The sequence below is a fragment of the Thermosipho ferrireducens genome (genome assembly GCF_017358165.1).
Taxonomy (GTDB): domain Bacteria; phylum Thermotogota; class Thermotogae; order Thermotogales; family Fervidobacteriaceae; genus Thermosipho_B; species Thermosipho_B ferrireducens.
This window is the reverse complement of sequence record NZ_CP071446.1, coordinates 1,464,523-1,487,726: the sequence shown is the minus strand read 5'-3', so window position 1 is coordinate 1,487,726 and position 23,204 is coordinate 1,464,523. Positions and strand designations below refer to the sequence as shown.

Below are 23,204 nucleotides of genomic sequence, written 5' to 3'. Positions count from 1 at the left end.
TCACCACCTTATCTCATGCGAACAGTTCAACACTACGGTTTTATCAACAACTACCACTATATCTTCTATATCTTCATATTTCTCCTTTAATACAATTTTGGCATCATAAACATTTTTAATTTTGTTAGATATTGCTGTAGCATAAGCATCAGACAGTGTGGGATCACGAGTAACTATTGTTGTTGAATCAGTCCTTCCGAAATTTTTTGAGTGCCCAATGGTCCCAGAAGATGTTGCTACACCAAATTCTCCGGGAGGTAAAATCAAAAATAAATTTATAGAACCTGAAAATATATGTATGGTAGTTTCTTCCAAAGAATAAATATAAAGATCTCCTCCGTTTTCAACTATCAATTTATCAAGTGCAACCTGTTTCAAAATAAATTGTCCAATAAACTTTGCAAAAGCTCCTGCCACAGCGGCCATAGGCCCAACGTTTGCTTTCTTTGAAGCCAGAATCATATCTTTTACAATGTCCGGGGCTTTTTCGTCGAAATCAATTGGGGTAAAACTTTCAAAAAATTGTTGATTTTGATAACTTTCTACCTGTTTTCTGAGATTTACTATGTATTCATAAACAATAAGCGGAAGTCCTGGAATCGTTTTATCCAGACCTATCCAGAGGTCACTTTCTTTATACTTTACGACGAAAGAAAATAAATGAGAATTCATAAATTTTCTATAATATCTCCTCAATTCAATAACCCCCATGGAAGTCTAATGCCAACAGGACAGACATCTTCACATAAGCCGCAATTTGTGCATTTGCCATTGTAAAATTCAATGCTATCGTCTTTCATAACGATTGAATCACAGTATCCGCAACATAGTCCACATTCTATACATCTTTTCTCTTGCAATTTTTTTGAAGAAGGAGTACTTTTCACAGACAATTTTTTGTAATCTGCTGTTTTGGGAAGGGGAGAAACAGGCTTAGTGAGGTAAAAATCTTTGTTTTCAATTTGCTCTTTCAAGATTTTAGCTATCTTTCGTGACATTTTTAAACTTGTAATTGAGGAAGTCCTTACCGATTTTCCAGATAATTCAACCCTCCCGCTTCTTAACTCTTTAAAAGTTACTTCTTTCAAAACAGGTTTTCCACATTTTCCATAATCTTTTATAGTTGTAACAAGTTCTGCGTTTGAACGTGTTACATAATATGCTATTTCCTCATCAATTATAGGAATTGGAATACCTATTCCTATGAACATAGTAACACCATATTTTTTAAATCGAGCAGCTTTTATATATTCCACAGACATTTCCTTTGCATTACCTATTACCGCAAGTGTTCTGGAAGGGCTTTTAGGTATTTTTTGATTGGATGGTGCAAATTGTGTTCCATTCCAGACTACATAACCATGTGTTCCTCCAAAAAAGATTTTGGTTCCTATGCCAATGGTTTCCAACTGTGGATCCTTTAACAATGGACTTAATTCTCCGGAAGTTGCATACGTAACATTTCCAAAATGTGGCAATAATTTCCCCATGTAAGTATACAGCATTCGTCCTGAACTATTTGTAGCCGCCGCATAATTTTGGTAAACATTTCTTGGATTAAAAAAGTAAAATTCGTTAATTATGTCCTTGTTTATATAGCCCCTCACATGCTTTCCAGGATAACAATCTGTTCCTTTCCCATATGCTTCCAGAAGTACATCCTCTCCCGATATCAGCTTTTCGATAACAAACGCTCCGCCTGTTTTTTCAAATTCCTGTGTCACACCAAGAAAACCATCAACAGCTGCAAGTCCACCATAGGTTAATACTCCATCTAACGTTATTTCTTCCATTCTCATAGGTGGCGTCGTGTGACCAAAATTAAAAAACACTCCGGAAGAACACATAGGGGCAAATGTTCCTGTAGTAACAACATCTATATTTCTATACACATAATCTACCCCTTTTTCTTTAGAGAGCTCTACCGCCTCTTCTGCCGTTACAACGACAACTTTACCTTTAGATATTTTTTCATTTATTTCTTCAAAACTTCTCATACAACCGCCTCCTTTGCAAATAAAATATTATGAATTATATTAACAGCATCTTTAACATTCTTTCTTTTCACCAATAAAATTATGAATTTTTCATCATCTTTTAAAACAAAAAAATCACATTTATTAGAATACAAAGTATTCAGTATTAAAAGTTTTTTTTCGATATTAATGTTTCCTGTAACAAAAACAAGGGAAAGATTTCCAATCAAAACTGGATTATAAAAACATTGTTCTATTTCTTTTGCCTGTTCTTCAGTTGCCACAATCCAGGCTTTCCTATGAAATACATCCATATATTTAGCATTTACCGGAATTTCCTTTATATATCCTTTTATCAATATTAAACTTTCTAAATAACTTATGGAAAAAACATTTAAGTCCATTTCCTTTGAAATAAGTGTAAAAGATTCACTATCTACACTTTTTATTTTGACATTAATATCCTTTAATTTTGCTGGTTTTATAGCTTTATAGTTAATAACCTTAGCTCCAAAATACGATAAAAGCTCTGCTACTTCATAAGAAATTTTTGTTATCGGAACAGAATTTTTAACAATTTTTGGATCACATGAGAAGACTGAGCTCACATCCTTATAAAGAATTACTTCTTTAGAATCTAATAAATATGCAATAGCAGTCGCTGTGTAATCACTTCCCCCTCTTCCTATTGTTTTTATCTGACCATTAAAAACTCCGTAAAAACCAGGTACAATATACGTTTTTTCTTCTTCAAAAAATTTGCTAATCTTTTGATCCAAATTAAATTCACCGTATTCTGTCAGTGAAAAATTTATATTTTCAGGTAGTATTTCCTCCACATCAAATCCTTTTTTCTCAAGAAACAATTTAAGTGCAAGTGAATTACACCTTTCCCCATGCGATAAAATTTTCTCAAAATTTTTTTCACACTCAATTTCAAATACCCTCTGTTTTAAAACACTTGAATCAAAACCTAATAATTGCTTGAAACGCCTGTACATCATCAATAAAAATTCACTGGATATAGCATTTTCTTTAAGTCTATCTGTGATTCCAAAAGGTGCTGACACAATAATCACTGTTTTACTATCATCGAGCAATTTCAAAATTGAATTAAAAGAATTTTCATCTTTGAACACAGAACCACCAAACTTTACAATTTTCAAATCACTCACCCCCTTAAAAAAAAAAAGCGGCCATAATTCTCACTGGCCGCTTCTCATTATACAAATGGCTTACTTTAATAACATAGCAACAACTGCGGCCAGTTATCAAACTCGCCGCACATTATCATCATATTAACATTGAAATTAATTAGACTTTTCACTTTAAGTTTTATATCACCCGTTATCATACAACCCCTCCTATATTTTCCCTTATTTTAACAAAATATACCCTTATGTCAAGATATTAATTTATCGTTCACATTTTCATACACTCAATTAATTTATTACAAATCTATCTTTGCATGACTTATTACAACTTCAACTCTTTTAGATTATCCTGAATTAATTTTAAAAGCCCTATTGTTTGAGACACATTATCAAACACTACATCCAATTCCCCTAAAAACTTTTGAATAGAAGCGCTGATCTCTTCTGCTGTTGCAGAACTTTCTTCCGATATTGCCAAAAGATTTTGAATACTGGTAGTGATATTTTCCAGTTTAGTTGCCTCATTATTTAATGATTCAATTAAAGAATTCAATTGTACAGTAATCTCAGATATTACTTTACTCGATTTTTTACTTTGCTTTGCGCTTTCAGAAAGCTTAATAGACTGTGTTTTTAGATTTTCATATTCGCTCATGACTCCATTGCTCAACTCTTCTATACCAAAAGAAATTGAATTTAAAAACTCGGAAATTTTATTCGCAGAACTTTTACTTTCTTCCGCGAGCTTTCTTATCTCATCTGCAACTACGGCAAATCCTCTTCCTGCTTCACCGCTTCTCGCAGCTTCAATTGCAGCATTTAAAGCCAGTAAGTTTGTCTGTTCAGCTATATTCATAACCGTATTGGCTATCCCCTTAATCTCATCTGCTTGATTTTTAAGTTCGCTACTTTGTGCTGCTATCGCTTCAAAATTGTCACTTACAGTGCTTATATTATCTGAAGAATCCTCAACACTTTTTGCTGCAAGTATAATATTCTCAACTGCATCATTTAAATTTTTCACTATGCTGTTTTGCTCCTCAATTGTTTTTGAGATCGTTTCAACGTTTGAAGAAACAGCTTCAGAAATTTTTTCTGCATCATTACTGATCTGGATTGCAGTATCTGCAACCTGACCTGATAACTCTTTCATAGTGTCTATTTGCTCTTGCACAGCATTGATAGAGCTGACTGTCTTATTTGAGAAATTTAAAAGTTCTTCAGTATCTCCCTGAAGCGCTGTGAAAAACTCTTTCAAATTCTCGTGAGCTTTTAAAGTTTTATCGAAAACTTCTTCAAAACCACGTTCGCCTTTGACAATAATGATATCACTGAAATCTTTTTCTTCATAAAGCTTGTTTAAATCTTTAAGTGCTTTAAACCCCTTTTTCAAATCAGTTGTTCCAAAAAATATGGCAATAAGAACTATTATTGATGTAACCATAGCTGAAAATACACTATTTAAAAATCTTGAAAATATTATTGACGATAAAAATACTACTATAGGAAGTAATACAATAAAGTTAGAAGTAAAACTTTTCATCAACCCAAACGACAGCGCTTTGAACTTTCTTAAAATGATCTTTTTACCGAACGGTTTTGTAGCTAAAACTCTAACTTCAAGAAATGTTTTATCACCCTCTTTTCCGCTATTCAATACTTCAATTTTTGCAGGATCGTCAAAAAAATCAGACGCAGCTCTTAAAAGTCCCAAAAAATAACTTCTAAAATCTCTTGAAGATTCATATCGTATTATTGCAGTTTTTTCATCAATATAAGTGTAAATTATTCTTGGAGGATTGGCTCCTTTAATTCTTCTTGTTAAAGCTTTGTGTACCATATCCATATCTTTCATGAATGATAATAATCCTTTCTTTTTAAAATAACCAGGATAGAATTTTTTAAACGACCAGAGATTCTGATATCCAGTTTCTTCCCAAATTTTTTCATAAGTTTTCCCCAACCTTTTTGCAAGTTCACTTGAAAATTTTACAACCATACTGTCATCAACATTTTTTATTGGATTTTGCAAAATCTCTGTATCAACACCTAATTCTGTAATCAAAGAATCAACAATTTGCTCACCATAAAGCTTCTTCCAGGTTGTAATCCATATATTCATAATAAAACTTTTCAAATCAAACACCCCCATGCATCAATGATTCTCTTTATGTATAATTATATCAAAAATCATTACTTCTACACACACACGAATATTATAAATTTTGAACTACTTTAAAAAAAGTTTATAATTGATATTGAATATTGGGAGGAGGAAAAACATGAATCTTCTTGAAAAATTTTTGGGCGATTATAAAGTTATAAATTTACTTGACACTTTAGATATCCCCGCATATGTTGTTGATAAAAATAGGGTAATAAAATACTGGAACAAAGCAGCTGAAAAACTCATAGGTTATAACTCAAACGAAGTAATAGGGAAATCCTGTGCAGATAACGTTTTACAACATATCGACAGAAATGGAATAGTGGTATGTCATACTGATTTATGCCCTCTTAGCATGTCAATGAAAAACAAAAAATATTTCAGGGTTCCGTTTGCTGTATACTCTTTAACCAAAAATAGTGTAAGAATACCAGTAAGTGTTTATGCTATTCCCATAAAAAATGATTCAGGAGAAATTATTGGAGCAATTGAAATGTTTGAAGACGCCACAATCGCAGATAGAGAATTATCAAAAGCATTTGAAATTCAGCAGGCACTTTTACCAGAAAAAGACAAAGTAATTGATTTTGTTTATTATCCATCAAATGTACTGGGAGGAGACCTGATATACTATAAAAAACCATGGATTATGCTCATAGACATAAGTGGCCACGGGCTCGCTGCGGCACTGTTATCCACATCGTTAAAACTTATGATAGATTCAATTCTTGAAAACAGTAACATCTCAATTAGTAAACTGCCAATGATTATGGAAAAAAAAGCCGAACGCATATGTGACCAGAATTATTTTACTGTTATAATAGGCAAAATTGATAAAAATAAGTTAGAAGTAATAAGTTGTGGTCACCCAGATCCAATAATATTTAATGGAAAACAATCCAAAATTATCGAAGTAGCCCGAACATTCCCCATAGGAATGGGATTTATTGATTCGGAAATTAAGCCAACCATAATAAATCTTAAAAACAAAAAAATTCTATTCTACTCAGATGGGATAACTGAATTAAAAACAAATACGAAACAAATGCTTACTGCAAATGGTCTTGCAGAAATATTTAAACAAACACAAAATTTAACTGAAATATACAAATATGCAATGAAAAACAATATCGATATTTATCAAAAAGACGATATAAGCATGGTATTGATTAAATAAAAAACACTCCAAATTACAAGGAACAAAAGATCTTATTCTTCTGTCATTCTGAACACATATGAGGAAGATATCTTCCTGAAGAGCAGGAAGGTGAAGGATCTTTTCCTCGTCGCGTATGCTCTCTGGAATGCCAACCTTTTCTGTCATCCTGAGCGTAGCGAAGGATCTTGTTTTTTTACCAATCTTGCTAACTCTCGCTAACTCTCGCTGTTTTTTGTCATTCCGAGTGAAGCGAGGAATCTTGTTTTTTACTAAGCTCTTGCAAATTAAAGGGAAAATATATCTATAACATTGAAAGAAAAAAGCTAAAAATGCCAGTAAAATGTTGTATAATTTGGTGGGGGTGATAAAATGAAGAAAATAATTTTTGTATTACTTTTGTTTGTAAGCATATTAGGACTCTCTAATGTTTATGTTCCTCGAAAAAGTATAATAGAATATCCTGTTAATAATATCACAATATATGCGGATGAAGAGTTTAATGTTCGTATATATTATTCCTCAATTGATAGAAACATAATAATTAATAATGATAAATCAAACTTTACTTTGACAAAGGATTTTTCACTGAAAAAAGTTAGGGATGGGGAATTTAAACTTATATTTCCAGATAAACCTGGAGCCTATAAACTAATAATTGAAACAAAAGAAAATTATTATTCAAGAGTGTTCTTTTATACGCATTTTAAGGGATTTATAGCTTCCGATGAAAACAATTTATATTTTGGTGTATATGATTTAAAAAGAGGAAAATTTTTAAACGAAATTTTTTATTTTAGCGGTTCTTCAAAGAAGAAACTAAATGGTCCTTTGTTCAGATTTTCGTTGAATACTTACGAAGATAAGTTATTTTTTGTTGATAATAACATTGTGGTAATAAGTAAATATTCTTCATGGAATCAGTATCCCAAAATTAAAGCTCTGGTTATTATGGATAAACCTTTATATGCACCCGGAGATACTATAAGGTTTAGAGTAAATTTGTTCAAAAGAGAGGGGAACAAATACGTACCATATGTCTCAAAAGCTCAGGTTATACTGGAAGACCCTTTTAGAAATATTATTTTAAATAAAGAGTTCTTATCGGATGAATATGGAGGATTTTCTCTGGAATATAAAACCACAAAAGAGATTGTAACAGGGAATTACTATATAAGAGTTGTAAATAATGGTAAAACGATCTCATGGTATTACTTCCTTATTCAGGATTATGTAAAGCCAACTTATAAACTTGAAATTTCAACTGATGCAACTCAAATAATTGCTGGAAACACTGTGAAAATAATTACAATAGCGAAATATCTAAATGGGGATCCTGTTAAAAATGCAGAAGTTTTATTTTACACCTATAAAGATGGTTATCTGATAAACAAAACATTTGAAAGGACCAATGAAAAAGGAATAGCAGAATACACAGTACTTCTAAATGAGCCAGGTTATCACAGGATACAGGTTCTGATTTCAGACGATTCAGGTAAACAGTACGATAAAAATACTTATGTAAAAGTACTTCAAGAAGATATAAATATATCCGGAAATTTTGAGGGAAATAAACTAAAATTACATATAACAAATTTGCAGGGGAATCCTTTAAAAGGAATAGCAACGGTAACATTCAAAGATAAAAGAGAATTTGTAACCATATTAAATGGAACTGGAGAAGTAACTATTCCAGAGGATATCTATATGGTTACTGTCAAATTTGGTAGTGTTACTGAAAATTTCTTTAAAGGTTACAAACAGGACATAGTATTCAAAGTTGATAGAAAAACAGTAAAACCTGGTGATAATATAAAACTTACTTTTACAGCAAAAGACGCTGGAATTTTATGTATAGGTGGTTCAAAAATTCAGCAAATATTTCTGGTTAATAAACCATCTGACTATTCTATTTATATACCAGACAATGAGATTTCAAAAAATTACTTTATTGAATTCCTTGGACTTGAAAATAGACAGCTCCAAAAATTAAGTATATTACACAGCAGAGTTAAAATTAAAAAAATCACCACAGACAAAGAAATTTACGTTCCCGGAGAAACGGTCAGTGTACAACTGGAAAACAGCAAAAATTTAAAAGTTGTAAGCGTTGTAGATGAAGGGCTGTTCGAATTAGCCAGAAGCCGTTCATTAATAGAATATTTGTATCCAGATAATAGATATCCAGGATTTTATGTTTACAATTCAGGAAACTATATCTATTTTGATGCACTATCACAATTTGAAAAAAACAAAAAATCTCATGTTTTTACTACTACAAAAGAAACTCAGGAAAAAAGAATAAGAGATTATTTCCCACAAGTTGCTTATTGGAATCCAAACCTTTTTGCCAGCAAATTCTCCTTCAAAGCGCCAGACAGCATAACAAAATGGAGAATTAATGTTTTTGAAATTTCAAAGGAATACGTATCATACTCAACAAAAACTTTTGTAGTATCAAAGCCATTTGAAATAAAATTGTTCTTACCTGAGTTTTTAATTGTAGGAGATGAAGTGGATGGAACAATTTATATCAAAAACTATACAGGTGAAAAAGGGAACGTTTTTGTGTCCCTCCAGGCAAGTGGAGCAAATGTAAATTTCTCAGAAAAAAGTTTCAGCGTTGATTCTGATTTAAGAATACCTATCACCTTAAAGGCGGAAAATACGGATAATATAGAGATAATCGCAAAAGCAGAAATGAATAATTATTTCGATGGGATCAAAATAACGATTCCCGTACACAATATTAATATTGTAAGGAAAACTGGAAAAATAATTAAAGTAAGTGGAGAAAAAAGATTTCCGAAAAATTCAAACATAAAGATCATAAATGATATTAGAGCCCTTTTAGAACCGTCTATTAAAGAGTTGATAAAGTATCCGTACGGATGCACCGAGCAAACCATGAGTTCGTTTTATCCTGCCCTGGTTGCAAAAAGTTTTATAGAAGTTGACAATCTTGATGATATTATATTGAAAGGTCTCCAGAGGCTCTTAAAATTTCAGCATTACGATGGAGGTTGGGGCTGGTGGCCCAACGACGAAAGCGACGTTTTTATGACTGCCTATGTTTTAGAAGGTCTGTATTATGCAAAGAAAAATGGATATTTTTATCCAAAAGAAGCTGTTAACGCTGCTATACAATTTCTAAAAAACAGCGAAATTAATGGATATTCTGCTTTTGTCCTCAAACTATACGGAGAAAATATAGCATTTTCTGGAAAAGATGTTTATGATTTTGTTTACACATCTCCTTCAAAAATTAAAAAATTAGCTATTCAAAAGGAAGATTACGCCTACATAAAAGGTGAAGGATTTTATTCCAGTGTACATCTTACAAGCGCTGCAATAAGGACATTAACAATGCACAAACAAAATCTTGAACTACGAGATAAATTAATCACCTATCTTATAAGAAAAAAGAAGGGGCCTTTCTGGTATTCTACCAAAGATACTGCGCTCTCTATTCTGGCAATAATTGAAAGTGGTAATTTAAAAAGTGAATTAACCACAATTGAGACAGAAAATAGTATCATTGTAAAGGGAAATGGATACGTGGAAATCACTGAAACTGAAACAATAACTCCAGATAATAAATCAAACAATAATTTAAATATAAAAAGCACAGATTATAAAAGACATATGGTAAAATTTAAAAATACTTATCTGGATGCATTTTTGCCATTATCAAGCGAATACATCCCACTTACGATGACTCTCGTTTCCACACCCTCTACTTTTACAGAAATCCCAGAATTTATATTAGAAACAGTTTCTAGAGGAACACCCGTTTATTTTGAAAATAACGCACTTGTAATCATAGGCCCTTTTAAATTTTCAGGAAATGAAGAAACTTTTAAAAAAGGTGCGTACAAAATAACATATAAAAAAATAAAACCCTCTCTTAAAAAAGGTGACTTTATAAAAACTGAAATTACTTTAGAAGGAACGTCAAATGAATATCTAATAATAGAAGAATTTTTGCCATCCTGTGCCGAAGTCATCAAATATTATGTAGAAAACACCTCAGAAGACAACAGTAAATTTTCATATAGCTGGTATTATAATAAAAAACTCTGGTATAGTTACGTTGATTATAAAAAAGATAAAATCTCATTTTTTATAAGAAGCTACGATGGAAATAAAAGAAGTATAAGCTATTATTGGAGGTTAATGTATAGTGGAAAGTTCAAGAAAAAGCCAACGTTTATTTACAATATGTATTTTGAAGATACTATTTCTATTGGTGATTTTAACACCTACACAATTAAAAAGTGAAGAATATATGTTAAAAGAGTACATACCAATAGGAGTTACTCTGCAGCTCTACAATTTTCTACAGGAGGCAAGTTTAACGCTTCCACCAACACCTGTAACTATTTACTATACAAAATCTCTTACAGAATTTCATTATTTAACAGATATGCCATATAATATTGGAGGCATATATGAGAATTTCCAGATAATTTTTCAACCGAGAGAGATTCTTGTTAAAAAGAAAATTTTTGAAAAAGTATTACTTCATGAACTTTTGCATTGGGTGTTGTACGGCTTAAGTGAAAAATATCAGGAGGGATTGATTTATTGGTATATGGGGTATTATGAAAAAAAAGAAGTGGATATTTTTCTCAATAAGTTTGCTGATTTTAACTATGAGCTTCCTTTATTCATTTCGTATTATTGGGAAAAATGACACAACTTTTGACAACAAATTAACTCTAACATTAGACAATGAAGATTCATGGAAATTTAGAATGTGGTTTGTTGCAATAGCACTTGATAATGTTGATAACATACACCCAACTTTTAAAACCAGAGATTGCTCAGGATTTGTTTTTTATTCGATAAAAGAAGCGTTGAAAAAACACACGACCAGGTGGATAAAACAAACTGGATATAAAGGACCTATTTTTGAAGATATAAAAAAATACAATTATCCTGATACTCCATCAGGGGTTAACATATTTTTCAATGGTAAAGAATATGTAAGCTATGTAAACGGACACAATCTGTTTTATTATAACGTAGAATTTATTTCAAAAGAAAGAAAGTTTGCAAAACCAGGTGATCTAATTTTTTTCTTTCACCCCGAAGATCCCAAATATCCATACCATGTAATGATTTATACAGGTAACGGTTTTGTTTACCATACAGGTCCAGGTGGAGAAGTTAGATACGTGACATACGAAAATATAATGCTCTCAGATATATCCTGGAGACCCATAAGTGTAAATCCATATTTTTTAGGATATTATAAATTAAAATTTCTAAAATAAAAACAGTTGTCGGCGAGGTTAGCAAGAGTTGGCAAGGCCTGTCCTGAGCGCGGAGCGCAAAAGATCTTGCGAGGGTTAGCGAGAGTAGTAAAATAAGATCCTTCGTCGCTGGCGCTCCTCAGGATGACATCTTCTCACATGCGTTCAGGATGACATTCCTTTTGCCGCTGATGCTTTTAAAAAAAGTATCCTTTTTCAGTCATTTTTTAAGATTAGTTTTAAAAATTGCACATGAAGAGTATAGTTGTTTCTGAAGTTGCTCGCATCTTTTCAACCACATTTTTTTGTATCGATTGTGTGAAATAACTCTTAAATGAGAAATATTGGTTATCTTTTCATTTATACACCAATCTATACAAATTAAATAAAGTTCCCAATCAAGTTCGTCAGTTTCCCAGGTCACTTTTATCTTTTTTAATCCTAATCTCCAGAGAGCATACGCTCTTGTGTGTCCATCTGTAAAAAAAGTAATGTTACCGATTTTTTTAATAGGTATAGGCTCAATATTGTTAATACCTACATTTTTTATGTATTTTAATACATTTTTCAATTTTTCTTTTGAGATATAAAGCTGACTTGGCATTACTCTTTTTAAATCTAAATAAAAATAATTCATGAAAATACCTCCATCAAACATACAGGTTTTTATAAATTGTTCTTATTCTTGTGAATTTTCTTTTTATATTGTATCAAATATGTCAAAATTTTAAAATGTAGAAAGCAAATGGCCAGATTGCCCATTTGCTTTTTTAAACACCAGATCAAAGTTATCCTACTATTTCTTCAAGTTGCCTTGCAGAAGTTATTCCAGAACGTATACTGTCCCATATTCCAATAGCAGCAAATAACTGATAACGTATCAATGCGAATAAATTTAAGAGAGCATAAAAAGTACCAGCATTTCCTATGATTATTCCACGATATACGATAAAAAGATAAAATACTGTTGAAATTAAATCCCGAATCGAAAAACTAAGTATGAAATCAACAAAAAAGAGTCTTCTTTTGTATTTCCACACAGGGTCAGTATTTTTCCTATAGAGATTCATTTCAAAATCGTATGCTTCGAATAACTGCGTCTCTTTTTTTCCTCTGAACATATCCGCGACATATGATCTAACCTCTAAAAATTTATCTTTCACTATTTTTGAATGTTTATAATAGTAAATGTTAGCTATCCAGAGAGATAGCAAAATTAAAATGGAAAATAAGATCATAAACATACCGGAAACATAATCAAGCGTGTATATAGTTAGCATGTAGAATGTAATTCTAAATGCAAAAACAAGTCCTCCTGAATTGTTATAATCTGAAATCAAATAAAGCATATCTTCAATGGTTCTTAAAGAAACCTCAGAATAAAAAGCAGGAGTTTTTTTAGAAAAATCAGAAAAATCTTTATTCATTATTTTTTTATAGCAATATTCACCAAAGTATTTAAGATAATTCCCTTTGGTAAAAGAAACAAACCCTTTTCCCAGGGTGAATAAAACATGACTTGTTAAAACTGCAATTACCAATAACATACTACTTATGAAAAAATTTTTATTCCCTGAAATCGCGTAATTTATAACATCTTTATTTATTATTGCAGTGTATGAAACAATCAAGCTTGAAAATATTCCGAATAAATTCATTATTCCGATCATGTATAATAATTTTTTCGGTAATTTTAGAATCCATTTTATCAATTCTTTCATACGACATCATCCTTTCTGAATTTTTCGGTCAGTTCCTGTTCGGCTTTGAAAAATTGCTTCAAAAGGCTGTCCTCTGAATGTTCGTGATATTTTCCTTTTTCAATAATTTTCCCATTTTCAAGTACTGCAAACTCTTCCGTTAACGAAAGAATACTAAATCTGTGCGAAATTAAAATCAAAGTCTTATCTTTTACAAAATCTCTAATATTTTCAATAACCTCTTTTTCAACAAGTTTATCCACACCTTCCAGAGGTTCGTCAAGAATAACAATTTCCGGCTTTCTAAGTAACAGTCTTGCAAGTGCTATTCTTGTTCTTTCCCCACCTGATGTGAATCCACCTTCATTTCCGAGAATAGTGTCAAGGTTCCTTGTTTGCATAAATTTCTTTAGTCCGGCCTTTTCAAGTGCTTCATACATTTCTTTGTCAGATGCTCTGGGATTTGCAATAAGAAGATTTTCTCTCAAACTTCTATTAAAAATATGCGCTTTTTGACTTAAGACTCCTAACATTTTGTACCAATTCTCAAATTCTGATATAGGTTTTTCATTTACCAGTATTTTTCCAGAATGTGGACTTATGAACCTTAACATGAGTCTTATTAAAGTTGTTTTCCCCTCACCACTTGAACCTACAATTGCAATTTTTTCACCACGTTTTATTTGTAAATTAAAATTATCCAGTATTTTTCTTCCTTCATATTCAAAAGATAAATTGATAAATTCGATTTTTTCAAACATATTATTCATCCTCCTTTAAATATTCTTTGTATGCAACTTTTGCTCGGGCAACTGCCCATGCGATATAGTCTGTATCTTGAATATACACTTCAGAATAGTCCTGTACTCTTTCTGCATAAACAAGGAGCATTATAGCCTTTCCAGCCGAAAGATTTCCAGAGAAAACTTCAAAACCCAGTATGAATGTTATAATGGGCATGGTTAGAATTGATACAAATTCATAGGTAAGTCCGAATTTAACTTCAACTTTTCCAAACAGATAATAAGCCTTTTTTAACCCGTTTAAAACCTTTTCCACCCATCGAAATGTTAAATTAAAGGTCTCATATGCTCTGATATCTTCGTATCCAGAATATAAATCCGATAACGTTTCTGCTACACTATATTCAGCTTCATTCATTTGAGACGCTGCTTTTTCTTCTACTTTCATTTTTTTATTACTCGACATCCATGTAAAAATAAAACTGAATATTGCCACAATGCCTGCTTTCCATTCATTTAACATAATCATTCCTATAGAAAATGCCATCATAACAGGAACAATTAAAACGTATAAAGAAAAAGTCGCGTAGAAAAATTCAAAAATATGAGAAAAACTGAATATTTTGTCCATTTCCTTTTCTGGAACAAAATTATTTTCCTTTCTTTTCAAAACATTTGATATTCCTTTTTCAAATAAATACTTTGGCCCATCAACTATTGAAAATGTTCTTCTGTTAATACCACTGATCTGTTGAAACAAAAACAGAGCAGAATAAACAAATACGTAAGCGTAAAGGCTGGGTAAAATTTCTCTTTTTCCAAAATTATCCACTATCTTTCCAAGAAAAATGGGAAGCATAAGCGATAAAAATCTGGAGATAAAATATGCAATGTCAATAAATAGTTTCTTGATAAAAAGAGAAGGCGAAAGAAGTTTATGAAACAGATAAAAATATTTATAAAATTCTTTCATCTAAAATCCCTCCATTTCCCAGAAAATTTGCAACAAAAAAGCCCCGGCAACCCGGGGCTTTTTACATGAAAATCTAATACAAAAGAAGATCATTCAACTCAAGAATGATAAAAACAGCAATATATCAAAAGGCAGATTATTACCTTTTATCTGGTTGCCGCAAATATTTTTTTATTAAATTGTCCTGAAAAAATTCTTATTCTTTCTCATACTCTTGCCCCCTTAAGTGTGAAAAAATCAAAAATCGTAAAAATAATAACATGGAAATTGAACAGTGTCAATACATTACTGGCCCTGTTTCAAAAATCGTATAAGAATAAGAAAAATGAACTTGAAATATACAATTTTTTTATGAATTTCATGTGAATTTATGTAATTTTATCTAATTTTATCTAATTTTACATGGAATTATATAAAATTTGTATATTTTTATATGATTTTCTATGAAATTTGTAATATCATTCCACAACTGTGTAAAAAGAAAAATATATGCCACATACAGGTTGTACAATAAAAACTTTATTAGTGCCTGTATCCTTGCCATGTCCTCTCTGTAGGCGTATACATATCCCCCAAGCTTTGTTTTTATGTTTCCAAATAGTCCTTCTATTTCGTTCCTTTCTTTGTATTCTTCATAATCTACTTCTTTCCTGCCTATTGCTCTTTTTCTTATTTTTATTACCTCTTTTATTCCTCTTTTTTTCAGATACTCCCTCAACCATTTAACATCGTACAGCTTGTCTGCTATGAATTTGGGAGTATAATAAAAAATGTGTCTAGGGGGTGAAAGGGATGGGAATTGATAAAGAGATGTACGAGAAAGCCAAGGAGTATGCAATAAACAAAATGATAGAAAAGTACTGTAAAAATAGTGACGAACAGACAAAAATAGCGCTCAAAGAGTTCTGTGAAGCGTTTCTTGAATCATTCATGCTGGGTGAAAGGGATATCTTTCTTCAGAATCATGTGCAAGACAAAGGCAACGGATTTTACACACGGACAGTTAATTCTGCGGGGATATCGTACAGTCTCAACATTCCACGAACAAGAAGCGGGCAATTCAGGTCTTCTATTCTTCCAGAACGCTGGAAACGGAACACAACTGAATACACACAATTTGTCATGGCATTAGTTTTGAATGGTTATTCTCCCACACAAATCATGGATGTACTTGAAACACTAAAACTTCCGTACACAAAGGAAGAACTGACAAAGATTCGGGAACAACTTATGGAGAGGTTAAAGGATTTCAAGACGAGACAACTTCCAACATCAGCATTTGCATTGGTGGTGGATGCATACAGATGTCAGGTAAAGAAAGATGGAAGGGTAAGAGATGCGAGTGTATATATTGTACTTGGAATAGACATGGAAGGAAAAAAAGATATATACGGATTTTACGTTCACTTTGGTCCTGAAAATAAATTCGACTGGATGCGTGTGTTTGATGATTTGGTGAGCAGGGGATTGAAAAGGGTAATGGTGTTGGTGAGTGACAACTTTCCAGGTATGAATGACGCGGTGAAACTTGCATATCCAGAAGCTGATCATCAGCTGTGCTGGGTACATCTGAAAAGAAACGTGAACAAGCATATGAACAAAGAAGATGCCAAACAGTTTAAAAAAGAACTGAAACAAATAAAGGTTCAACCCGATTACGACACAGGGCTTGAACAGCTTAAAAAGCTGTGTGAAAGCTACAAAGAAAAATACCCGATCTTCATGAAAAAACTGTTGAATGATGCAGAAAAGTATGTGGTGTTTTTGAAATATCCCGATGAGGTGAGAAGTTACATATACACAACAAACGCAGCGGAAAGTTTCAACAGTATGTTGGAAAAAGAAAGACACAGGAAAGGAGAATACTTCCAATCGGTGGAGGTGTTAGAATTGAATGTGTTTTTAATACGGGAGAGATTAAAAGAAAAAAATTGGAAAAATTCTATACCCAAAATCAAAGGTGTGGAGTACGAGCTTTTGCAACTTTTCAATCTCAGGTACGCTAACCAGACACAATTTTTTTGACTAGTCTCATGAATTTCTTTCCCTTGAGTTCTATCTTTTTCAATAGTTTTTTTAGAAGTTTTATTTCACTTGAATAAGCTTTTCCCACTTCCACATACTGAAAAAGTTTGTATTTTCCTTTTGTTAACACTACTTCACATCTAACGTGGTTCTTTATCTGTCGTACATATGTACCTCTCATCCAGTTCAAGGTAGTATGTTTCTTAAACCCTATTCCTGTACCGTCTACTATAATACTCTCTATCTCACACTGAAGTGTGTTGTGTATGAAGTTTATAAGATGTTTTATAATCTCTTCTAATTGAAGAACCCTGTAATGAAAGTCCCTGAGTGATGGAACTTTGTTAAAGTACATTGTACCTATTTCTAATGTCTCTCTGAATGAAAGTCCCAACAGTTCTTTAAGAACTGCTAATGAAAGTATTAATACATCTGAATATTTCCTAGGCCTCCCCCTATTGGTAGATTTTTGGGGAAGTTGTGGTAAAATATTTTTGTAGAATTTTTGGATAAGTTTGAATATCTTCTTTATGTTTCTTCTTCTCATAGCAAGGGAGATTATAACATCTCCCTTGCTTTTTTTCTATACCTTTCCTTCCTATTTTTGAAACAGACCCATACATTACTAAGAGTTGGCGAGATTAGAGAGGTTAGTAAAAAGAGCCTTTGTCGTTGTGCTCCCCAGGATGACATCACCCTCACATATGTTCGTAATGACAATAAGAAATAAGATCCCTCGTCATTGCATTCCTCGGGATGACAAAAAAAATAGCGAGGGTTAACGGAAGTTAGCGAGTGTTGGCAAGGTTGGCATCCACAAAATGTCATTCCGAGGAGCGTATGCGACGAGGAATCTTGTTTTTGTAGATTGTTGATAAAAAAATGAAGGCTTTAATATGTCAAAAATTAAAATTTTTTTCGTTTTATACAATGAAATACTAATTAATTTTCAGTGAGTCCAGCACTTTAAAATAAAAAAGCTTTTCTTTATTAGCTTTTATTTTCTTTTTAGTTTTAGGAGTGCTTACTGCACTCCAATTTTTTATATTTGGATTTAAAAAACTTCTGAATAGATAAAGAATAGAAAATAATATGTCAGACTTTGTGATGTTATTTCGTTTTATAAATTCGAGAAGAAATTCGCAAGTTTCAAGGGGAATATTTTTAACTCATTTTTTGTTTGAAAGGAGGTGAAAAAAAGAAAAACTGCTAAATAAACATGATTAAAGATGGAAGTTCAATTTAATAGGAAGGAGTGAAAACGTGAAAAAAGTTTGGATTGTATTATTTATATTACTTTTAGCTGTCATTGCACAAGCATATACTGTGACATCAGCAGCAGAAATTCAAAGTTTAGCTAAGAAACATGCAAATGAAGATATTAATAAGATAATGCCGTTTTTTGGAGGAGTACTTTTTGGACCGTTGGCGCCACTTTATCAGTATATAACTACACCAGAAGTTCCAGCGAATAGACTTTTTGAAATCAAGGAGATGATTTCTAATGATCAAAGTTATCTGCTTGATGTTTATGTACAAACTTACAGGGACGAAGTAAAAAAGATAAAGGCAAATTCAGGTTGGCTTGGATGGGTTTCATGGATTTTAATAGTATTGGCTGTTAATGCATAATATTTAATGATATTTTCTCAGTTATATTATCAGAAAATTTGTAAATTTCCCGCGGCAATTGCCGCGGTTTTTTAATAATTTTCCATTTAATACAAAAAGTATTCGACGCAACAAAAAATATTTTTGCCTATTGACAAAAATATTTGGTATATGATAAAATAATTTTGAAATCAGTTCAAAATTCTGGAGGTGTTATTATGTTAGAATTTGGTAGTGTTTTAAAATTTTTTAGAAAGTTTGTTAAATCAAGCAGGATAAAAGATGCTTTGGAAATGTTGAAAGTATCTTTTGGACTTGAAAATGATTTGTGGATAATTAGATGATAATATTCTGAAAAGGAGGAATATTGAGATGGATTTTAAAATTCGCTATTCAACTGTTAAACCAATGCTTGAATTATGTCAAAAATTAAAAGATGGAAAACTTGAACGTGAAGAACTTAATGGGTTGTTGAGTCATGAAGATTATGAAATTGAGTTTGAAAGATACGAAGGAAGAGTTTCTAAAAATGAGTTTATAGAATATTTTTTAAACTTAATGGATTTAACAGAGAAAGATATTTGTAACGAAGATTTGAAAATCCATCATAAATACTATAAAGATTTGCTGGATAATCTGGAATTTTATGTGGAAAAAAATAACGAACTTTCCAGATTAACACCAGAATTATTTAAAGAACAAATAGAAATAGCTCTGAGAGGATTACCAGATGATATTAATTTACCTGATTTAAATTTCATTTTTACTATAGGAATAGGTCAAAGCTTTGGTTATGTTCATAAAAATAACATGCACTTTGATTTTCTTCAACTGGTAAAAAATATGTCGATAGATGATTTTTGCGCGTCAATTGCTCATGAAGTTCATCATGTTGGAATGAATTTGATATACGAAAATATCGATATTAACACCATTTCACTTGAAGAACTATTTTACCTGTATTTTTCAGGTGAAGGTTTAGCAGTTAAATATTGCAATAATGCGGAAGGGGTCTTATCAAAAAGTATTTACGATGGACCTAAAAACGTAGGACTTGATAGTTTTACCTGGGAATATTTAAACAACGATTTTGATAATACCATGAGACAATTTAAAAAAACTATCGAAGATATAAGGAACAATGTCATAAAATCAAGGGAAGAATTGGAAAAACACATAGCAGAGTACTGGATGAATCCTTATATGGACGGTCAAAGTAAAGATGAAATTCCCAGGCTAAAGCATTTCAGGTTGTACAGCTTTGGCAATGATATCTGGGGAATTATACACGATTGTTTTGGAAAAGAGACAGTCTATGATACTGTAAAAAATCCAGGTAAATTCAAAGACGTATACAACAGTGCTCTGGAAAAACTTGGACGTGAAGAATACAAAATTTAAATATTTAATGTTTTTACAAAACATCAGGTTAATTATAAGATTCCTCGTCGCATGCGCTCCTCGGAATGACATAGGAGGGGAATTCCTCGCCTTCCCGTTCCTCGGAATGATTTTTTGTCATTCCGAACGAATGTGAGGGGGATGTCATCCTGAGGAGCGCTAACGACGAAGGAACTTATTTTACTAACTCTCGCCAACTATAAGATTCCTCACCTTTCGGGTTCGGAATGACATGAGAGAGGGTTATGTTCTTACTTAATTTTAAATTTGCTTCTTCCTTCTTTTTTTGCAGCAAGCATCGCATTTCTTGCTTTTTCAATGATTTCCTCTTCCTCTTCACGGTTTGCTGAAAATTTAGAAATCCCTATAGATACCGATACGTTTATCAATTTTTCCTCAAATTCAATCGATGCATTTGTTTCTTCGAGTATTTTTTGAGATAACTTTTTTACAAATTCTTCGTCTTTTCCCTTTAAAATTACAACAAATTCATCTGCACCCATACGTATTACATCAACATCGTTCAAGAAACTATCTAGTGTTTTCTTGATTCTTTTCGCTATTTCGACCAAAACAAAGTCTCCGGCTTTTCTTCCAAAATTTTTATTCACCTCTGCAAATCGATCAATATCTATCACCAGGATATACCCTTCAACTAACTTTTTCAATTTCTTAATCACATTTTGATTACCCATTTCAGTCATATAATCACCTCCATCTAAATCACTTACCTTCAAAACAATTTTAGGAAAAATATTCACGTACACCCCTTCCCTCCTGTATCTCCCGGGAGAAACTTTAAAAACTTTTTTAAAAGCTCTTGAAAACTGCTCATACCCTGAATATCCGTACTTTAATGCTATAAATAATATACTTTCTTTTGTGAAAATCAAATCTCTTGCCGAAAGTGCCATGCGCCTTTTTATTATGTATTCCTTCACAGTAAATCCAAGTAAATTTTTAAATAATTTACAATAAAGAGAGACAGAAATATTATAGTTTTCAGCAATATCCGAAAGATGTATATCTTCCAAAAGATTCTCTTCTATATAATCCAAAGAATCAGCTATGAGCTTAATAATTTCTACATTCATTTTCATCACATCTCCTTTTATTGGTACGAAAAAATTATAACTAATTTTTAAAGTAATAACATGACTTTTTTTATACAAAAATAAAAAACTCCAATATTGCCAGTACTTTTTACTAAAGTAGTTACTTAATTTCCTGCATTTTTTTTACAATATTGATAAAGGTCTCCTTTGCTCTACTTAAATCTTTCTCGTCAGGGTGCTTGGCAGCTTCTTCATGCCTTTTTAATCTTTCCGGGGTCATAGTATGCGGATGGTCAAGTGGTAACGATTTAAACTTTTCAGTTAATTTAGGATCTATTTTACCCTGACAATAAAATTCTCCCAAAACTTCGTTATTGTTTTCTTTTAACAAGTTTCTAATCCTATCAGCGGAATCTTTTGCATGTTTTGAATCAGGATATGCACCTAATGTGAAAAAAAACGCCACTTTTTTGTTTTTAACTTTCTTTATAAACTCCAATGCTTCTTTATTTGCTGTACCTCTATCTATCCAACATCCTAAGATTATAAAATCATGTTGTTCTAAAAGCTCATCAACAGTCTTCATTTTTTTGAAGGTCGTCCCTTCGGGCATAACTTCATAAATAGCTTTAGCAACTTTCTCCGTATTTCCAGTTCTACTGGAATAGGTCAGCAATATTTTCACATTATACACCCCTTTTCTTTAACTTCATTTATAAAAAATTCAGCAAACCTTTCTGCTATATCGGAACAAATATTGTTTCCCCAAAAAATCCCTTCTCTGGTGAGTTTGTACAAACCGTTATCTAACTCATCTAATAAGCCATTTTCAACGTACTTATCTATTAAATCTTTGCAATAAAAACGGAACTTTACATTATTTTCTTCATCCATCTGATCAAACGAAATATAGCCAAATTGTATTTCACCAATAATTTTTATTCCTATGTCATAATACTTATTTACTACTGTTCCTGTTAAAGGCAGCGGAAATTCATGATCTTGCCTTAAGTGAAAAGGCATTGGCACATTGTAATACAAATAATTCTTAAGTTTTCCTCCTGCTCCATTTCCAAAAGCCAAGCAATCACCAGCTTTATATTTTACCCGGATGTATTGGTATTTATCCCTATTCTTTCTTGCCAATTTTGTTAACTCTAATAGCTCAAATCCGTTATTGTTCAATTCATCACAAATTATGTTAAAAAAGAATTTATCTTTTTCTATTTTAGGCGGTGATACAACACCGTCATTTATCAATTTAAAAAGTAAAGAACCTTCATGCATTATAAGTGAATAGTAACTCAGTCCTGCAATATTTAAATCTTTTACTATTTTCAAATCGTACATAAGTTCATCTAAGGTTTGACCAGGATAATTGTAAATTAAATCAATATTTGTGTTCTCAAAACCTTTATCCAAGACTTCCTGAATTTTTTTAATAGCTAAAATTCCAGAGCCCCGACGGCCAAGTAATCTTCTGCCTCTATCAACAAAGGTTTGAACACCTATACTAAATCTATTTACGCCTAATTCTTTCATAATATTTAATCTATCTTCTGTAAGCTCTGACACTGAAGTTTCAAAACTAACCTCAGCATTTCTGCTAATTGGTAACAACTCATATAAGGCTTTAAGTATTATTTCTATTTGTTTTGCGGACAAAGTTGTCGGAGTTCCGCCGCCAAAGTATATGGATTCAAACTCTTTTGAACGTATATAGTTATATTTCGCAACATTTCTGATCTGTTTCAGAATCAGTTCATGGTAGTTTTCAATAGACGAATCTATTTTTGTGCGATTTAAATTACAGAAAGAACATAATTTCATGCAATATGGAACGTGAATGTAAATTGAGCGTGAATTATCTGAACTCGTGTTTAGCATTTCTTTTAAATATAGCGCAGGATTTTGTTTCTCCTCAAAAACTTTTTTCAATTTCATTAAAGCCGCATGATGACTTTTGTATCTTACTACATACATTT

General features: G+C 31.8%; 21 protein-coding genes. 8 read left to right on the top strand and 13 right to left on the bottom strand.

From position 1 onward, the window contains the following. From JYK00_RS07390 to JYK00_RS07375, 4 genes are all read right to left on the bottom strand, one after another. Positions 1 to 696: a UPF0280 family protein gene (locus JYK00_RS07390; RefSeq protein WP_207566272.1), complete on the bottom strand. Its 696-nt coding sequence runs from the start codon at positions 694 to 696 to the stop codon at positions 1 to 3. Then, positions 693 to 1,997, bottom strand: a complete 1,305-nt coding sequence (locus JYK00_RS07385) for a homocysteine biosynthesis protein (protein WP_207566271.1) — start codon at positions 1,995 to 1,997, stop codon at positions 693 to 695. Before JYK00_RS07385 ends, JYK00_RS07390 begins: the two co-directional genes overlap by 4 nt. Further along, positions 1,994 to 3,151, bottom strand: coding sequence for an amino acid kinase family protein (locus JYK00_RS07380; protein WP_228288145.1), 1,158 nt, complete (start codon positions 3,149 to 3,151; stop codon positions 1,994 to 1,996). The genes JYK00_RS07385 and JYK00_RS07380 overlap by 4 nt, the downstream gene beginning before the upstream one ends. Positions 3,152 to 3,452: 301 nt before the next feature. Beyond that, entirely contained in the window at positions 3,453 to 5,276 is a 1,824-nt protein-coding gene (locus tag JYK00_RS07375) for a heme NO-binding domain-containing protein (RefSeq protein ID WP_228288144.1), read from the bottom strand. A gap of 136 nt (positions 5,277 to 5,412) precedes the next feature. Between JYK00_RS07375 and JYK00_RS07370 the strand changes: the two genes are divergently transcribed. From JYK00_RS07370 to JYK00_RS07355, 4 genes are all read left to right on the top strand, one after another. Next, positions 5,413 to 6,474 carry a SpoIIE family protein phosphatase gene (locus tag JYK00_RS07370; RefSeq protein ID WP_207566268.1) on the top strand — a complete coding sequence of 354 codons (1,062 nt, stop codon included), beginning with the start codon at positions 5,413 to 5,415 and terminating at the stop codon, positions 6,472 to 6,474. A gap of 351 nt (positions 6,475 to 6,825) precedes the next feature. Further along, entirely contained in the window at positions 6,826 to 10,734 is a 3,909-nt protein-coding gene (locus tag JYK00_RS07365; protein WP_207566267.1) for an MG2 domain-containing protein, read from the top strand. Then, positions 10,637 to 11,149: a hypothetical protein gene (locus JYK00_RS07360; protein WP_228288143.1), complete on the top strand. Its 513-nt coding sequence runs from the start codon at positions 10,637 to 10,639 to the stop codon at positions 11,147 to 11,149. Before JYK00_RS07365 ends, JYK00_RS07360 begins: the two co-directional genes overlap by 98 nt. Then, complete coding sequence (locus tag JYK00_RS07355; protein ID WP_228288142.1) at positions 11,058 to 11,732, top strand: DUF1175 family protein; 675 nt, start codon at positions 11,058 to 11,060, stop codon at positions 11,730 to 11,732. Before JYK00_RS07360 ends, JYK00_RS07355 begins: the two co-directional genes overlap by 92 nt. Positions 11,733 to 11,931: 199 nt before the next feature. Here JYK00_RS07355 and JYK00_RS07350 read toward each other — a convergent pair whose 3' ends face one another. From JYK00_RS07350 to JYK00_RS07330, 5 genes are all read right to left on the bottom strand, one after another. Beyond that, a complete protein-coding gene (locus JYK00_RS07350) occupies positions 11,932 to 12,348 on the bottom strand; it encodes a hypothetical protein (RefSeq protein ID WP_228288141.1) in 417 nt (138 codons plus the stop codon). Positions 12,349 to 12,499: 151 nt separating this feature from the next. After that, positions 12,500 to 13,432, bottom strand: coding sequence for an ABC transporter ATP-binding protein (locus JYK00_RS07345; protein ID WP_207566266.1), 933 nt, complete (start codon positions 13,430 to 13,432; stop codon positions 12,500 to 12,502). Beyond that, entirely contained in the window at positions 13,429 to 14,172 is a 744-nt protein-coding gene (locus JYK00_RS07340; RefSeq protein ID WP_207566265.1) for an ATP-binding cassette domain-containing protein, read from the bottom strand. The genes JYK00_RS07345 and JYK00_RS07340 overlap by 4 nt, the downstream gene beginning before the upstream one ends. A gap of 1 nt (position 14,173) precedes the next feature. Further along, positions 14,174 to 15,127 (bottom strand): ABC transporter ATP-binding protein, encoded by a 954-nt coding sequence (locus JYK00_RS07335; protein ID WP_207566264.1) that lies wholly within the window; start codon positions 15,125 to 15,127, stop codon positions 14,174 to 14,176. Between the two features lie 388 nt (positions 15,128 to 15,515). Next, on the bottom strand, positions 15,516 to 15,845 hold the full coding sequence (locus tag JYK00_RS07330; protein ID WP_207566263.1) for a hypothetical protein: 330 nt from the start codon (positions 15,843 to 15,845) through the stop codon (positions 15,516 to 15,518). Positions 15,846 to 15,919: 74 nt separating this feature from the next. On the opposite strand from JYK00_RS07330, the gene JYK00_RS07325 reads away from it, so the two are divergent. Next, positions 15,920 to 17,152, top strand: a complete 1,233-nt coding sequence (locus tag JYK00_RS07325; RefSeq protein ID WP_228288140.1) for an IS256 family transposase — start codon at positions 15,920 to 15,922, stop codon at positions 17,150 to 17,152. Here the strand turns inward: JYK00_RS07325 and JYK00_RS07320 are convergent. Further along, positions 17,130 to 17,699 (bottom strand): hypothetical protein, encoded by a 570-nt coding sequence (locus JYK00_RS07320; RefSeq protein WP_207566262.1) that lies wholly within the window; start codon positions 17,697 to 17,699, stop codon positions 17,130 to 17,132. The two genes, JYK00_RS07325 and JYK00_RS07320, sit on opposite strands and share 23 nt — an antisense overlap. A gap of 716 nt (positions 17,700 to 18,415) precedes the next feature. Between JYK00_RS07320 and JYK00_RS07315 the strand changes: the two genes are divergently transcribed. The 3 genes from JYK00_RS07315 (at position 18,416) to JYK00_RS07310 (ending at position 20,164) form a co-directional block, all read left to right on the top strand. Then, positions 18,416 to 18,784 carry a hypothetical protein gene (locus JYK00_RS07315; RefSeq protein WP_207566261.1) on the top strand — a complete coding sequence of 123 codons (369 nt, stop codon included), beginning with the start codon at positions 18,416 to 18,418 and terminating at the stop codon, positions 18,782 to 18,784. A 197-nt stretch (positions 18,785 to 18,981) separates the two neighbouring features. Then, entirely contained in the window at positions 18,982 to 19,107 is a 126-nt protein-coding gene (locus tag JYK00_RS09835) for a hypothetical protein (RefSeq protein ID WP_266097015.1), read from the top strand. Between the two features lie 28 nt (positions 19,108 to 19,135). Further along, on the top strand, positions 19,136 to 20,164 hold the full coding sequence (locus tag JYK00_RS07310) for a DUF5700 domain-containing putative Zn-dependent protease (protein WP_207566260.1): 1,029 nt from the start codon (positions 19,136 to 19,138) through the stop codon (positions 20,162 to 20,164). A gap of 251 nt (positions 20,165 to 20,415) precedes the next feature. On the opposite strand, the gene JYK00_RS07305 is transcribed toward JYK00_RS07310, so the two are convergent. The 3 genes from JYK00_RS07305 to JYK00_RS07295 are packed head-to-tail and all read right to left on the bottom strand — an operon-like array spanning position 20,416 to position 23,202. After that, positions 20,416 to 21,336 carry a diguanylate cyclase domain-containing protein gene (locus tag JYK00_RS07305; protein WP_207566259.1) on the bottom strand — a complete coding sequence of 307 codons (921 nt, stop codon included), beginning with the start codon at positions 21,334 to 21,336 and terminating at the stop codon, positions 20,416 to 20,418. A gap of 43 nt (positions 21,337 to 21,379) precedes the next feature. Continuing rightward, complete coding sequence (locus JYK00_RS07300; RefSeq protein ID WP_207566258.1) at positions 21,380 to 21,904, bottom strand: flavodoxin family protein; 525 nt, start codon at positions 21,902 to 21,904, stop codon at positions 21,380 to 21,382. After that, on the bottom strand, positions 21,901 to 23,202 hold the full coding sequence (locus JYK00_RS07295; protein ID WP_207566257.1) for a coproporphyrinogen-III oxidase family protein: 1,302 nt from the start codon (positions 23,200 to 23,202) through the stop codon (positions 21,901 to 21,903). Before JYK00_RS07295 ends, JYK00_RS07300 begins: the two co-directional genes overlap by 4 nt. Between the last annotated feature and the right edge of the window lie 2 nt (positions 23,203 to 23,204).

Excerpts from the sequence above, each read along its gene's own strand:
- JYK00_RS07385 (WP_207566271.1), bottom strand. The coding sequence starts at position 1,997 with ATGAGAAGTTTTGAAGAAATAAATGAAAAAATATCTAAAGGTAAAGTT.
- JYK00_RS07370 (WP_207566268.1), top strand. The coding sequence starts at position 5,413 with ATGAATCTTCTTGAAAAATTTTTGGGCGATTATAAAGTTATAAATTTA.
- JYK00_RS07365 (WP_207566267.1), top strand. The coding sequence starts at position 6,826 with ATGAAGAAAATAATTTTTGTATTACTTTTGTTTGTAAGCATATTAGGA.
- JYK00_RS07355 (WP_228288142.1), top strand. The coding sequence starts at position 11,058 with ATGAAAAAAAAGAAGTGGATATTTTTCTCAATAAGTTTGCTGATTTTA.
- JYK00_RS07350 (WP_228288141.1), bottom strand. The coding sequence starts at position 12,348 with ATGAATTATTTTTATTTAGATTTAAAAAGAGTAATGCCAAGTCAGCTT.
- JYK00_RS07345 (WP_207566266.1), bottom strand. The coding sequence starts at position 13,432 with ATGAAAGAATTGATAAAATGGATTCTAAAATTACCGAAAAAATTATTA.
- JYK00_RS07340 (WP_207566265.1), bottom strand. The coding sequence starts at position 14,172 with ATGTTTGAAAAAATCGAATTTATCAATTTATCTTTTGAATATGAAGGA.
- JYK00_RS07335 (WP_207566264.1), bottom strand. The coding sequence starts at position 15,127 with ATGAAAGAATTTTATAAATATTTTTATCTGTTTCATAAACTTCTTTCG.
- JYK00_RS07325 (WP_228288140.1), top strand. The coding sequence starts at position 15,920 with ATGGGAATTGATAAAGAGATGTACGAGAAAGCCAAGGAGTATGCAATA.
- JYK00_RS07320 (WP_207566262.1), bottom strand. The coding sequence starts at position 17,699 with ATGAGAAGAAGAAACATAAAGAAGATATTCAAACTTATCCAAAAATTC.
- JYK00_RS09835 (WP_266097015.1), top strand. The coding sequence starts at position 18,982 with ATGTTAGAATTTGGTAGTGTTTTAAAATTTTTTAGAAAGTTTGTTAAA.
- JYK00_RS07310 (WP_207566260.1), top strand. The coding sequence starts at position 19,136 with ATGGATTTTAAAATTCGCTATTCAACTGTTAAACCAATGCTTGAATTA.
- JYK00_RS07295 (WP_207566257.1), bottom strand. The coding sequence starts at position 23,202 with ATGTATGTAGTAAGATACAAAAGTCATCATGCGGCTTTAATGAAATTG.